This window comes from Nocardia huaxiensis, assembly GCF_013744875.1.
In the GTDB taxonomy this organism is placed as follows: domain Bacteria; phylum Actinomycetota; class Actinomycetes; order Mycobacteriales; family Mycobacteriaceae; genus Nocardia; species Nocardia huaxiensis.
On record NZ_CP059399.1, the window covers coordinates 3,006,505 to 3,019,953 of the forward strand.

The 13,449-nt window shown below is 68.2% G+C and carries 12 protein-coding genes; 3 read left to right on the plus strand and 9 right to left on the minus strand.

Going from position 1 to position 13,449, the window contains the following annotated elements; translation table 11 throughout:
* Positions 1-3 precede the first annotated feature (3 nt).
* From H0264_RS13440 to H0264_RS13475, 8 genes are all read right to left on the minus strand, one after another.
* Entirely contained in the window at positions 4-189 is a 186-nt protein-coding gene (locus H0264_RS13440; protein WP_181584261.1) for a hypothetical protein, read from the minus strand.
* Positions 186-1,925: an aa3-type cytochrome oxidase subunit I gene (gene ctaD / locus H0264_RS13445; RefSeq protein WP_181584262.1), complete on the minus strand. Its 1,740-nt coding sequence runs from the start codon at positions 1,923-1,925 to the stop codon at positions 186-188. Before ctaD ends, H0264_RS13440 begins: the two co-directional genes overlap by 4 nt.
* A gap of 302 nt (positions 1,926-2,227) precedes the next feature.
* Positions 2,228-3,202 (minus strand): glycine betaine ABC transporter substrate-binding protein, encoded by a 975-nt coding sequence (locus H0264_RS13450; RefSeq protein ID WP_181585522.1) that lies wholly within the window; start codon positions 3,200-3,202, stop codon positions 2,228-2,230.
* 8 nt (positions 3,203-3,210) lie between these two features.
* Entirely contained in the window at positions 3,211-3,960 is a 750-nt protein-coding gene (locus tag H0264_RS13455; protein ID WP_181584263.1) for an ABC transporter permease, read from the minus strand.
* Entirely contained in the window at positions 3,957-5,141 is a 1,185-nt protein-coding gene (locus H0264_RS13460; RefSeq protein WP_231082967.1) for an ABC transporter ATP-binding protein, read from the minus strand. The genes H0264_RS13455 and H0264_RS13460 overlap by 4 nt, the downstream gene beginning before the upstream one ends.
* Positions 5,134-5,784, minus strand: a complete 651-nt coding sequence (locus H0264_RS13465) for an ABC transporter permease (RefSeq protein WP_181585524.1) — start codon at positions 5,782-5,784, stop codon at positions 5,134-5,136. Before H0264_RS13465 ends, H0264_RS13460 begins: the two co-directional genes overlap by 8 nt.
* Before the next feature lie 72 nt (positions 5,785-5,856).
* Complete coding sequence (locus H0264_RS13470; protein WP_181584264.1) at positions 5,857-7,371, minus strand: serine/threonine-protein kinase; 1,515 nt, start codon at positions 7,369-7,371, stop codon at positions 5,857-5,859.
* Between the two features lie 52 nt (positions 7,372-7,423).
* Positions 7,424-9,103 (minus strand): tetratricopeptide repeat protein, encoded by a 1,680-nt coding sequence (locus H0264_RS13475; protein ID WP_181584265.1) that lies wholly within the window; start codon positions 9,101-9,103, stop codon positions 7,424-7,426.
* A 110-nt stretch (positions 9,104-9,213) separates the two neighbouring features.
* Here H0264_RS13475 and H0264_RS13480 point away from each other — a divergent pair, with 110 nt between their 5' ends.
* Entirely contained in the window at positions 9,214-11,265 is a 2,052-nt protein-coding gene (locus H0264_RS13480; protein WP_181584266.1) for a M3 family metallopeptidase, read from the plus strand.
* Here the strand turns inward: H0264_RS13480 and H0264_RS13485 are convergent.
* Positions 11,230-11,829, minus strand: a complete 600-nt coding sequence (locus tag H0264_RS13485; RefSeq protein WP_181584267.1) for a TetR/AcrR family transcriptional regulator — start codon at positions 11,827-11,829, stop codon at positions 11,230-11,232. The two genes, H0264_RS13480 and H0264_RS13485, sit on opposite strands and share 36 nt — an antisense overlap.
* A gap of 93 nt (positions 11,830-11,922) precedes the next feature.
* On the opposite strand from H0264_RS13485, the gene H0264_RS13490 reads away from it, so the two are divergent.
* Both H0264_RS13490 and H0264_RS13495 read left to right on the plus strand, forming a co-directional pair.
* Positions 11,923-12,369: a VOC family protein gene (locus H0264_RS13490; protein ID WP_181584268.1), complete on the plus strand. Its 447-nt coding sequence runs from the start codon at positions 11,923-11,925 to the stop codon at positions 12,367-12,369.
* 84 nt (positions 12,370-12,453) lie between these two features.
* Positions 12,454-13,434, plus strand: coding sequence for an alpha/beta hydrolase (locus H0264_RS13495; protein ID WP_181584269.1), 981 nt, complete (start codon positions 12,454-12,456; stop codon positions 13,432-13,434).
* Positions 13,435-13,449: the final 15 nt, after the last annotated feature.

Sequence of the window (13,449 nt, forward strand, 5' to 3'; positions counted from 1 at the left end):
TCGTCAGCGCGATGTCGCGGCGGTCGTGGCCGATCCGGGGTGTGACGCCGGTTCGATGCCGGCGTCGGAGCTCGCGAGGTGCATCAGGATCACCATGCCGCCGATCAGTGCCAGCCCGGTCAGCAGGACCAGGAGCCCGTGCGGCACCTGCGGCACCCGGAAGGTCGAAAACTCGTGTGCGCGTGTCATTTCGTCACCGCGGGCCGGGTCTCGGACACCTCGTGGGACTTCGTGCCCCAGCCCACATGGGCCTCGGCACGCATGCGGTCGGTCATGTGGGGATGGTGCAGCTCGAAAGCCGGTCGCTCCGAACGGATTCGGGGTAGCTCGTAGAAGTTGTGGCGCGGCGGCGGGCAGGAGGTCGCCCACTCCAGGGAGTTGCCGCTGCCCCACGGGTCGTCCACGGTGACGACCTCGCCGTAGCGGTAGGACTTGAAGACGTTCCACAGGAACGGAATCATCGAGGCGCCCAGCAGGAACGATCCGGCGGTGGAGATCTCGTTGAGCCTGGTGAAGCCGTCCGAGGGCAGGTAGTCGGCGTAGCGGCGCGGCATGCCTTCGTTGCCCAGCCAGTGCTGGGCCAGGAAGGTGAGGTGGAAGCCGAAGAAGGTGGTCCAGAAGTGCCACTTGCCCAGACGCTCGTCCATCAGGCGGCCGGTCATCTTCGGGAACCAGAAGTAGATGCCGGCGAAGGTCGCGAATACGACGGTGCCGAACAGGGTGTAGTGGAAGTGCGCCACCACGAAATAGGTGTCCGACAGGTGGAAGTCCAGTGGCGGGGCGGCCAGCACGACGCCGGACAGGCCACCGAACAGGAAGGTCACCAGGAAGCCGAGCGACCACAGCATCGGCGTCTCGAAGGTGAGCTGCCCGCGCCAGAGCGTGCCGATCCAATTGAAGAACTTCACGCCGGTGGGCACGGCGATGAGGAAGGTCATGAACGAGAAGTACGGCAGCAGAACGGCTCCCGTGGCGTACATGTGGTGCGCCCACACCGCGATGGACAGGGCCGCGATGCCCAGGGTCGCGTACACCATGCCGGTGTAGCCGAACAGCGGTTTGCGGCTGAACACGGGGAAGATCTCGGACACGATGCCGAAGAACGGCAGTGCGATCACGTACACCTCGGGATGCCCGAAGAACCAGAACAGATGCTGGAACAGCATGGTGCCGCCGCTGGCGGGATCGTAGATGTGCCCGCCCAGGTGCCGGTCGTAGTACAGCGCCAGCGCCGCCGCGGTGAGCAGCGGAAACACCAGTAGGACAAGAAAACTCGCGACGACGACGTTCCAGGTGAAGATGGGCAGCCGGAACATGGTCATGCCGGGGCAGCGCAGGCACACGACCGTGGTGAGCATATTGACCGCGCCGAGGATGGTGCCCAGGCCGGAGACGCCCACGCCCAGGATCCACATGTCCGCCCCGACGCCGGGCGAGTGGATCATGTCGCTTAGCGGCACGTACGCCGTCCACCCGAAATCGGCCGCGCCGCCGGGGGTGATGAAGCCCGCCGTCGCCAGGGTGGCCCCGAACAGGTACAGCCAGTAGCTGAGCGCGTTCAATCGCGGGAACGCCACGTCCGGTGCGCCGATCTGCAGGGGCAGCAGGATGTTCGCGAATCCGAAGATGATGGCGGTCGCGTAGAACAGCAGCATGATGGTGCCGTGCATGGTGAACAGCTGGTTGAACTGTTCCGGCGACAGGAACTGCATGCCGGGCCGGGCCAGCTCGCCGCGCATGAGCAGGGCCATCAGGCCCGCGATCATGAAGAACGACATGGAGGTCACCAGATACATCTGCCCGAGCACCTTGGGGTCGGTGGTGGTGACCATCTTGTAGACGAACGAGCCTTTCGGCGCGGTCCGCACCGGATCGGCTCGTTTCGTCTGTAACCGCTGCTCGGGCTTCGGGGAGACCGCAGTCACCAGCCATCCTCCTCACTCGTCCGTCCGGAGCCCGCGCGTGGTTCCGGATCGCCTTGTCACACATGCCTTCTGGCAACGGCAAGGAAATCAACTACAGGCGGTAGGAGAACAGGGCTGCGGCGGGTGCGGTGACCTTCAGCCGTGGAATTGAGGACTTTTGTCCTGGGCGACCAGGGTTTTCGATGCGGACCCGCGCGTTGCGCGACGCACCGGTCCCGGGACGCGGAGGACTTTGGTCCTCCGATCTCGGGGCACCATGGCTCTCGCGGAGATCGCGTCCGGCCCCGGCGCTGCCGCCGGGGTCAGGGGATGGTGATGAAGCCCTGGTCGGACATCCACTGGCGGGCCACCTGGGCGGGTTCGCGGCCGTCGACGTCCACCTGGCGGTTGAGACCGGTGATGGTCTCGTTGGTGAGGAGGCGGGAGATGGGGGTGAGGATGTCGATGATGCGGGGGTGGGCGGTGGCGAAATCCTCGCGCATGACAAGGGCCGCATTGTATTTGGGGAAGAAGGAGAGGTCGTCCTCCAGGAGGCGGAGGTCGAGGGCGGGGATGCGGCCGTCGGTGGCGGCGACCGAGCCGAAGCGGCATTGGGTGGCGTCGGCGGTGGCCTGGTAGACGATGGCGTCCTGGACTATCTGCTTGGCTACCTTGCCGGTGTCTATGCCGTATTTGCGGGCCAGGCCGGGGAAACCGTCTTGGCGGACACTGAATTCGGTGCCCACGCAGGTGGACGCGGCCGAGGGGTCGCTGTTCACGAGGGCGGCGTACTGGGAGAGGGTGGTGACGCCGGTTTCGGCGGCGGTACGGGCGCTGGTCACCAGGGCGTAGGTGTTGTTCATGGGAGCCATTGCGGCCCAGACCATTCCGTGGGCGGAGCGGTCGGCGTCGCGGACGGCTTCGAACTGGGCCTGGGAGTCGGGGAGCGGGGTTTCGTTGCCCAGGTAGTTCATCCAGCCGGTGCCCGTGTAGTCGTAGGCGATGTCGACCTGACCGTGCAGCTGGGCGTCGCGCAGGCTGTTGGAGCCGGTGATATTGGTGAGGTCGCGGACCTCGGCGCCGGCGGCGGTGAGGGCGAACTCGATGAGGTAGCCGAGGATGCTCTGCTCGGTGAAGTCCTTGGAGCCGACGGTGATTCGGACTCCGTCCAGCGTGGGGTCGGGGCCGATGCTGCCGGGGGCGACGCGCAGGGGGACGGCGCTGCCCGCCTCCAGTCCGCAGGCGGAGGTCAGGAGCAGGCCGAGGAGGGCGGCGAACAGTGCTGTCCGGCAGCGCATTCGAGATCTCACCGCAGTCCTCTCGGGCCGAGGTAGCGTTCCGCCAGCGCGCCCAGCCAGTCGATCAGCAGGGCCAGCACGACGGCGAGCACCGCGCCCACCCACAGGGTCACGTTGTCGCGCAGCTTGTATCCGGTGTCGATGAGGATGCCGAGGCCGCCCGCGCTCACCAGGAAGGACAGGGTGGCGGTGCCGACCGCGAGCACCAGCGAGGTGCGCAGGCCCGCGAGGATGTAGGGGACGGCGAGCGGGAATTCGATGCGGCGCAGCACCGTGAGCGCCGACATGCCCTGTCCGCGACCGGCGTCCACGACCGCCGGATCGACCTGCTGGTAACCGAGAATGGTGTTGCGCAGCACCGGGAGCAGCGAGACGAGCACGATCGGCGCGACGCCGATCCAGAAGCCGGTGCGGCGGGTGATGAGATAGAACAGCACGATCAGGCCGATGGCGGGCGCGGCCGCCCCGACATTGGCCACTCCGACGAAAAGTGGTGCCAGCAGCCGGAATCGGCGACGTGTGAGCAGTGTGCCGAGCGGCACCGCGATGACGATGACAATGGCCACCACGGTGAGTGTGATGAACACATGCTGCCGCACCGCCGTGGTGATATTGCCGCCGGTGAGGCTGGCCTCCTGGGTGACGGTGAGATCGCGGGCGAAGGCCCATACCAGCACGCCCACCGCGAGCGCGAGCGCCAGCGCGGGCTGGGCGAGCAGGCGGATGCGTTCGGCGCGGTGTTCGGTCTGCGCGGTCATGCGGAGCCCTCGGCTGTCGCGTCGCCGGCGGCGGAACCTGCCGCGGTGGAACGCATTCCCGACAGGTGCGAGACCAGCGTGTCGATGGTGATCAGGCCCGCGTAGACGCCCCGGCGGCCGGTGACGACCGCGTTCGCGGTGCTCTCCGCGAGCAGGGCGGACAGCGCCTCCTGGAGGGTGGAGCGGAGCGAAACGCCCTTGCCCACAGGGGTTCCCGCGTCGTGCAGTGAGGAGGCATGGGCGAGCTGGGGGAGGGTGACCCAGCGCAGCGGGCGGCGCTCGTCGTCGAGGACGAGACCCCAGTCGGTGCCGTGGCCGGTGATCGCGGCGCGCAGTGAGTCCACCGGTTCGGTCTCCAGCGCGGTGGCGCACTCGACCAGGGTGACATCGGAAACCCTGGTCAGGGTGAGCTGTTTGAGCGCCGCGTCCGCGCCCGCGAAGCCCGCGACGGTCGCATCGGCGGGGGCGGCCAGGATCGCGGACGGGGTGTCGTATTGCAGGATGCGGGATCCCTTGCCCAGCACGGCGATTCGGTCACCGAGTTTGACGGCCTCGTTGAAATCGTGGGTGACGAACACGATCGTCTTGCGCAATTCGGCTTGCAGCCGCAGCAATTCGTCCTGCAGCAGGCCGCGGGTGATCGGGTCGACCGCACCGAACGGTTCGTCCATGAGCAGGACCGGCGGGTCGGCGGCCAGCGCCCGCGCGACGCCGACCCGCTGCTGCTGACCGCCGGAGAGCTGGCGTGGATAGCGGTTGCGGAACGAATCGGGTTCCAGGCCGACCAGTTCCAGCATCTCGTCGATGCGGCCGGCGACCCGCTTGCGGTCCCAGCCGAGCAGGCCCGGCACCGTCGCGATGTTCTTCGCGACCGTGAGGTGCGGGAACAGCCCGGCCTGCTGAATGGAATAGCCGATCCCGCGCCGCAACCGATCGGGATTCACCGCCGATGTGTCCTGCCCGCCGATGGTGATGGTGCCCGAACTGGGCTCGATCAATCGGTTGATCATGCGCAGCGTGGTGGTCTTGCCGCAGCCGGAGGGGCCGACCAGCACCACGATCTCCCCGGCCGGAATGGTCATGGAGATCCCATCGACCGCCGGATCACGTTGCCGCGGATACGCTTTGGTGACCGAGTCGAGCACGATCCCGACCCCGGACGGTTCGGCGCCTTCAGTCACGGATACCCCCGGGAGTGGTGAGCCGGCCGACGAGTACGAGCACGGCGTCGAGCAGCAGAGCGAGCAGGATGATCAGCACCGTTCCGGTGAGGGCCTGCGGCAGGGCGGTCGGTGTGCCGAGCCGTTCGAGCCCGGAGAAGATGACATTGCCCAGCCCGGGACCTTTGGCATAGGCCGCGATCGCCAGAATCCCCATGATCAGCTGGGTGCTCACCCGCATCCCGGCGAGGATGGCGGGCCAGGCCAGCGGCAGTTCGATCCCCGCCAGCACCCGCATCCGGTTCATGCCCATGCCGCGCGCGGCATCGGTCACCGCCGGATCCACCGCCGTCAGCCCGACGATCGTATTGCGCAGAATCGGCAGCAGCGCGTAGAGCACCAGTGCCGTGATCGTCGGCGGAACACCAAGCCCGAGAACCGGAATCAGAATCCCCAGCAGCGCGAACGAAGGAATCGTCAAGATAATGCTGGCCGCCGCCGTAGCCGCGGCAGACCCCAGCGGACTGCGATGCACCAGCACCCCGATCACCACCGACGCGACCGCCGCGATCAGCACCGCCTGCACCACCGCCGAAACATGCAGGTAGGAATCCGTCACCAGCTGCTGACGATGATCAACCACATAGTTCCACAACGTGTCCAGTGCCCTGCCCTCCCACTGGTCGTGCCGCAGTGAGCATATCGACAATCGCGTACCGACGGGCAGGTTCTGGATTCACTCGCCGAACTGGTGCGACCGCGTCTGCGGAACCACCTGTGGCGCTTGGGTTGCCGGGCTCTGCTGGCGCGGAGCCACGGCCACGGTGGTCTGTCGCGGTTGCACGGGCGGCACGTAGGTATCCGGCGGCGGCGCTTCGACCGGCGGCGGAGCCTCCACCGTTGTCGGCGCGGACGTCACCGGCACAGTGGCTGAGGCGACTGTGGTCGTCGACGTAACCTGTTGCGTCACAACGCTCGGTGAGGTTGTCGGCGGTGTGGTACCCGCGTCGACGGAGTTTCCCCGGAGCGCGAAGGCCACGGCGATCACCACGCCGACACCAGTCAGTAGGGCCCCTGATGCCACTGCCATGCGCCGTCGTCGAGTGGCCGCAGTACCACCACGAGTGCTGCCCGCGCCCGGCATAGGCGCTCCCACAGCACGAACGACAGTCGGTACGTCCGCCTGATCCGGAACCGGCAGGCTTCCCTGTTCGGCTCCTGCAGCACGGACGACGGTCGTCCCCGCACCCTGATTCGACGGCGGCGAATTGTCTTCTGATCCTGAGGAATACAGGAAAGCGGCACCCGCGGGATCTGGTGCCGGTGCGGCCGGCGCCGCCACCGCGGCAGCCTGAACCGGGGCTTTTGCCAGTGAAATCGACTCTCGGAGCGGCCTTTCCAGAGCGGCTGCCGTGCCGTCCGGCAGTGCGCTCGCCGCGGCTTCGGCGAGGGCGGTGCAGGTCGGGTAGCGGTCCTGCGGGGATTTGGCCAGGGCGGTGGCTATGACGGCGTCCAGGGTTGCCGGGAGGTCCGGGCGCAGCACGCGCGGGGAGGGCGGCGGGGCGGTCAGGTGGGCGCCGATGACGGCGGCCTGGTCCTTGCGGGGGAAGGGTTGTCGGCCGGTGAGTAGCTGGAAGAGGGTGCAGCCCAGGGAGTAGATGTCGGCCTGGTGGGTGGCGGGGGCGTCGGTGAAGCGTTCGGGGGCGGCGTAGGCGAAGCTGGCGGCGATGCCGGAGAGGGTGACGGTGTCGTCGAGGGTGCGGGCGATGCCGAAGTCGCTGAGCAGGGCGCGTTCGCCGGATCGGGTGTCATGTTCGATGAGCAGGTTGGCGGGTTTCACGTCGCGGTGCAGGACGCCGCGGGCGTGTGCGTAGTCCAGGGCGTGCGCGGCGTCGGTGACCAGGCGGACCGCGCGGGCCGGATCGAGACCGTCGGGGTGCTCGCGCAGCAGCGCCGCCGCGTCGCCGCCCGCGATATAGCGCATGGCCAGCCACAATCCGGGATCGTGGGGGCCGCTGCGGTCGTAGACGGGGACGATATTGGGATGGTCGAGCCCGGCGGCGACGGTGGCCTCGCGGTCGAAGGCGGCGCGGGTCTTCGGGTCGACGGTGAAGGTGTCGGTGAGCACCTTCAGCGCGACCTGGCGGTGCAGTCGCGGATGTCCGGCGAGGTAGACCGCACCCATTCCGCCCGCACCGAGCAGTCGCTCGATGGTGAATCCGGCGAACACGGCCCCCGGCTGCAAACCCACGACGATCGATCCTCCCCGGTACCCGTTCCGGAGAGAATCTAGCGCAAACCTTTCAGTGGCAGCAGTGCCCGTCGGACCGGTCGGTCGCGGGCAGCCGGCAGAAGCACGACGCCTGGATCGGCACATCCGCCACCGCCGCAGCGAGTTTCAGCTGCTGCGCGATGATGGCGGCGGCCTCGGTCTTGCCCAGCCGCACCAGGCATTCGTGATACCCGTGCAGCGCCCACACATTGCCCGGATGCTGGCAGGCGCGCGGCAGCGTGTGGTCGAGGCCCAGATCGGCGCGATACACGGCCTCGGCCTCCACCACCCGATCCTGCTCCAGCAGCAGCGCGCCGAGCGCGTGCCGGGCGGGTTGCATCCAGCCCCACGGCTCGTCGTAGGGCAGATTGTCGTCGAGTTCGACGGCCCGGCGCAAAGCCTCGAATGCCTTGTCGTACTCGCCTTTTCGATAGAGCAGTTCACCGTCCAGCATGGCGGCGGCGATGGCGAGGATATCGCGGCAGGTGTTGTTGAACAGCGTGCGCGACTCCGGCACGCGTGCGACGGCGGCCTGGAACAGCTCCCGCTCGCGCTCCGCCTGCTCGATCCGGCCGGTCGCGGAACAGGCCACGCCCTTGCCGTAATGCAGCAGCGCGGTCGTCACGCAGTACAGCTCAGGGTCTTTCGGCAGCGGCAACGCCAGGATCTGCGCCCACTCACCGAATCGGATGAGCACGTGCACCCGCATGGCCACGAAGCTCTCCAGCCAGTCCGCCATGGGCGGCGACGGCACCCGCAGCAGCTCTTCGGAAATGGAATGCTCCAGCTGCGCAACGCTTTCCAGCGCGGTGGCGGACTGTCCGAGGAACATGGCGCCGTAGATCTTGAAGTGATGGTTGTGCGCCCGGTACAGCGTGTAGAAGTTCAGCGCCCCCGCCTCCCGCACGAACTTCTCGTCTGCGGCGATGGCCGCCGAATTCGCCGCCACCACGCTGCGGTAGTCGCCGCACAGGACGTCCAGGTGCGACGGCATGTGCTGCAGATGCCCGGCGTCGGGCACCAGCCCGCGCAGCCGATCCGCCACGGCCAGCGCCGATTCCGGTGCGGGCGACATCTCCATCAGGTGGATGTAGAGGTGCAGTATCCCCGGATGCGTCCGTCCCGCCTCGGTGCGCAGTGCCCGTTCCAGCACCGCCTTGGCCTCCAGGGTGAACGCCCCGGCGGCGGGTTCCCCGGTGCGCTGATCCCACAGCGCCCACGGGCTCAGGTTCATCAGCGCGTCGGCATACAGCGCGGCCACGTCGAGGTCGTCCGGGAACCGCTGGTAGGCCGTCCGCATGGCATCCGCGTAGTCCCGGTTCCACCCGGTGTGATCGCCCTCGGGCGCGGGTCGCGGATACCGGGCGCACAGAGCCTCGGCGAGCGCCCGCTCGACCGGGGTCGCGGATTCGGCGAGGGCCAGCGCCCGCCGCGCCGCCTCGTGTGTCCCGACCACGGTGGTCGCCAGCTCCTCGGCGTCGAAGAACTCCCACGGCTTGTTGTAGTTGGGCCCCAGCGCGAAGGCCAGCCCCCAGTGCGCGAGCACGCAGCCGGGGTCGGCGTCCAGCGCGCGCCGGAAGCAGCGCACCGCCTCTTCGTGGTTGAAGGCGTAGGTCCAGATCAGGCCCCGGTCGAACCACAGCCGGGCGTCGGGCGAGGAAGTCGTGACGGGCCGCGAGTACGCGCCGAGATCGAAGTAATCCGCACTCATCCCATGATCGTGCCACCAGCCCGCCTCGCCCGTGCGGGCGTTGCGCGCCGAGCGTGCCCGGGACGCGGGCGTGTCGGTGCAGGTCGGGCCGCACGCATAGGGTGGCGGGTATGACGAGCAACCCGTTCTTCGAACGCAGCACCCTGGCCTATGAGCTGCCGCCGTTCGCGGAGATCCGCGATGAGCACTACCTGCCCGCGTTCGAGCGGGGAATGGCCGAACAGCTGGCCGAGATCGCCGTGATCGCGGCGCAGGAGGAACTGCCCACGTTCGCGAATACCATTGCGGCGCTGGAGCGTTCGGGTGCGGTGTTGACACGGGTGTCGAATGTGTTCTTCAACCTGGTGTCCTCGGACTCGAACGAGCGCATCGACGCGATCGAGGCGGAGGTCTCGCCGCGGCTGGCCGCGCACGCGGATGCCATCCACCTGGATCCGGCGCTGTTCGCCCGCATCGACGAGCTCTACACACGGCGCGGCGAACTCGGGCTGGACGCCGAAGAGTTGCGCCTGCTGGAGCGCTACCACCTGCGGTTCGTGCGCGCCGGTGCTCGGCTGGACCCGGTGCAGCAGGCTCGGCTGCGTGAGCTCAATGCCGAACTGGCGTCGGCCTCCACGGAATTCGGTCAGAACAATCTGGCCGCCACGAACGCGGCGACGCTGATCCTGGACCGCGAGGAGGAACTGGCCGGGCTGACACCGGCGGCGGTGGCCGCGGCGGCGGAGAACGCCCGCACCCTCGGGCACGACGGCAAATGGGCGCTGAGCCTGCAGAACGTCTCGAACCAGCCCGTCCTCGCCGATCTGGCCGACCGGGCCGTGCGCGAGCGCATGCTGGCGGCGTCGCTGGACCGCGGCTTCGGCGCGAACGGCGGCAATGCCGTCCTCGGCGCGCGCATGGCCGCCCTGCGTGCCGAACGGGCCGAACTGCTCGGCTATCCCGATCACGCCTCCTACGCGGTGGCCGATCAGACCGCGAAAACCACTGCGGCGGTAGAGGATATGCTCGCGCAGCTGGTGCCGCCCGCGGTCGCCAATGCCGAGCGGGAGGCGGGCGAGCTCACCGCCGCCCTGCACGCGGTCGACCCGGACGCCGAACTGCGCGCGTGGGATTGGCAGTTCTGGTCGGAAAAGCTGCGCGCCGAACAGTTCTCGGTGGACGCGGAGGCGCTGCGCCCGTACTTCGAACTGGAACGGGTGCTGTGGGACGGCGTGTTCCACGCGGCCGGACTGGTCTACGGCCTCAGCTTCACCGAGCGCCCGGATCTGGTCGGCTATCACCCGGAGGTGCGGGTGTTCGAGGTGTTCGACGCCGATGGCACCGCCCTGGGTCTGTTCCTCGGCGACTTCTTCAAGCGCCCGTCCAAACGCGGTGGCGCGTGGATGAATTCGCTGGTGCGTCAGTCGGTCCTGCTGGGCCAGCGGCCGGTCGTGGTCAACAACCTCAATATCGTGAAGCCCGCCGAGGGCGAACCGGCCCTGCTGACCTGGGACAATGTCCGCACGCTCTTCCACGAGTTCGGGCACGCCCTGCACGGGCTGTTCTCGAAGGTGGTGTACCCCTTCTTCTCCGGCACCGCCGTACCGCGTGATTTCGTGGAGTTCCCGTCGCAGGTGAACGAGATGTGGATGTCGCGCCCGGAAGTTCTGGCCAATTACGCCCGGCACTTCGAGACGGGCGAGCCCATGCCCGCCGAACTGGTGGAGCGCATGGCCGAGGCGGAACGCTTCGGCGAGGGCTTCCGCACCGTCGAGTATCTGGCCGCGGCCCTGCTGGATTGGGCCTGGCACCGCCGCACCCGGACCGACGCGTCGGCCGACACCGATGCGGCGGGCTTCGAGGAGCAGGCCCTGCGCCAGGCCGGCATCGCTCTCGCCGCCATCCCGCCGCGCTACCGCACCGGCTATTTCGCGCACATCTTCGCGGGCGGTTACGGCGCGGGCTACTACTCCTACATCTGGAGTGAGGTCCTGGACGCCGACACCGTGCAGTGGTTCGACGAGGGCGAGGCGCCGATCCGCGAGAAGGGTGAGCGCTTCCGGCGCGAACTGCTCTCGCGCGGCGGCTCGGTCGACCCCCTCGAAGCCTTCGCCGCATTTCGTGGCCGCGCCCCGCGGATCGACCCGCTACTGGTCCGCCGGGGCCTGCAGCGCGCCGAGTAGCCGGCGCAGCGCCGCGAGCGTCTCGTCGAGCGCGTCCGGTGCGGTGGCCGTGGCCAGCCACAGTGCGGCCTCGTTCATCGCGCCGGACAGCAGGTGGGTGAGCGGTGCGATCGGTTGCGGCGGAATCACGCCCGCCGCAACGAGTTCGGTGAGCACCTCGCCGAGATGCCGGGCCGAGGCGGCCTCGTCCATGGCCCGCCAGTCGTGCCAGCCCAGCACCGCCGGTCCGTCGATCAGCATGATGCGCTGGATCTCCGGAGCGGTGCAGGCGGTCAGGAAAGTCTCACAGCCGGTGACCAATTGGTCCCACGGCTGCGTTCGCTGCTCGGCCGCCGCGGCGACGCGGTCGCCGACTTCGTTCTGCACCTGCTCCAGGACGGCGCGGAAGAGTTCGGTCTTGCTCTCGAAGTTGTGGTAGAGCGCGCCCTTGGTCACGCCCGCCGCCGCGGTGATCTCCGAAAGCCCGACGGCCGCATAGCCTTTCGTCGCGAACAGTCGTCTGCTCTCGCGCAGCAGGGTGCGCCGCGTCTGTTCCCGCTGTTGGGCGCGCAGCGTACCGGCCATGCCGAACCTCCCCGTTGACGTACCACTGGTATGTGAACTATGGTCGTTGACGTACCGATGGTACGTCAACTGCTTCGCTCGAAAGGCCAAGTCGTGCAACTCAGCAGCTTCTACCCCGTCGTCGGCACCACCGAACTCGCCGCCTCCCGCGACTTCTACACCAAGTGGTTCGGCTTCGACATCACCTTCGAAGCGGACTGGTACATCAGCCTGCGCCGCACCGACGGCGAGCGCTCGTTCGAACTGGCCCTGCTGGATCACACCCACCCGACCATTCCGGACGGCTACCGCAAACCGGTGCAGGGTCTGCTGCTCAACTTCGAGGTCGACGATGTGGACGCCGAGTGGGAGCGCATGGTCGTACAGGGCGGCCTGAAGGCCGAATTGCCCATTCGCTCAGAGGAATTCGGCCAGCGGCACTTCATTGTCGCCGACCCCTCCGGAGTGCTGATCGATGTCATCTCCGAAATCGCCCCCGCCGGTGAGTTCGCCGAGCAATTCAGCGCCGAGTACACCGCCGAACGTTTCGGCGATCAGTAGCAGATTCCACTGAGCCACAGCGCATTCCCGACCGGATGGGGTACTTTACCCAGAGACCAGGTGGGAGGTGCGCGAATGGTGGGTATGGCGCGATCCGGGGGCCGCCGGACGTTTCGCGGTGTAGTACGGAAGTCGGTGACCGCCGTGGCGGCGGTCGTGCTGATGTCGTCCGCAGGGGCGGTGCAGGCCACGTTCGGGGCAGGTCAGGCCGTGGCCGCGCCCTCGGGCGGATACGAGGAACTGTGGGTTCCGTCCAGCATGGGGCCGATCAAGGTGCAGGTGCAGTGGGCCGCCCGCGGTGGCAGCGCGGCCCTGTACCTGCTCGACGGCCTGCGCGCGCCCGGCGACCACAGCCAGTGGACCTCCGACACCGACGCGCTGCGCCAATTCGTCGGCGACAATGTCACCCTCGTGTTCCCGGTGGGCGGCCACTCCAGCTTCTACACCGACTGGTTGCGGCCGAGCAGCACCAACGGCCAGGCCGTCACCTACCGCTGGGAGACCTTCCTCACCGAGGAGCTGCCCGATTTCCTTGCGGGCTACGGTGTCTCGCGCACCAACAATGGCATTGTCGGGCCGTCCATGGGCGGCAATGCCGCGCTCACGCTGGCCGCCCATCACCGGGATCAGTTCCGCTTCGCCGGATCCTTCTCCGGTTACGTGAATCCGACCTTCCCGCTGTGGAACGAGGCCATGCGCGCCGCCATGCGCGACGAGGGCAACTTCAACCTCGACGACATGTGGGGTCCGGTCACCAGTCCGGCCTGGAGCCGCAATGACGCCACCGTGCAGGCCGAACTGCTGCGCGGGCTGCCCATGTACATCTGGAGCGGCAATGGCGTCCCCACCGGCGCGGACCTGCCCTACGGCGTGGGCAACACCATCAATGCCATGGCCCTGGAGGCGATGACCCAGACCGCCGCCCAGATCCTGCGAAATCGGTTCGCGGCCTTGGGGATCGGCGCTCGCATCGATATCGGCGCGGGCACCCACACCTGGCCGTACTGGCAGCAGGCGCTGCGCACCGCTCGACCCATGATCCTGGACGCGCTCGGCGCGCACTGACGCCTCCGGTTCCCG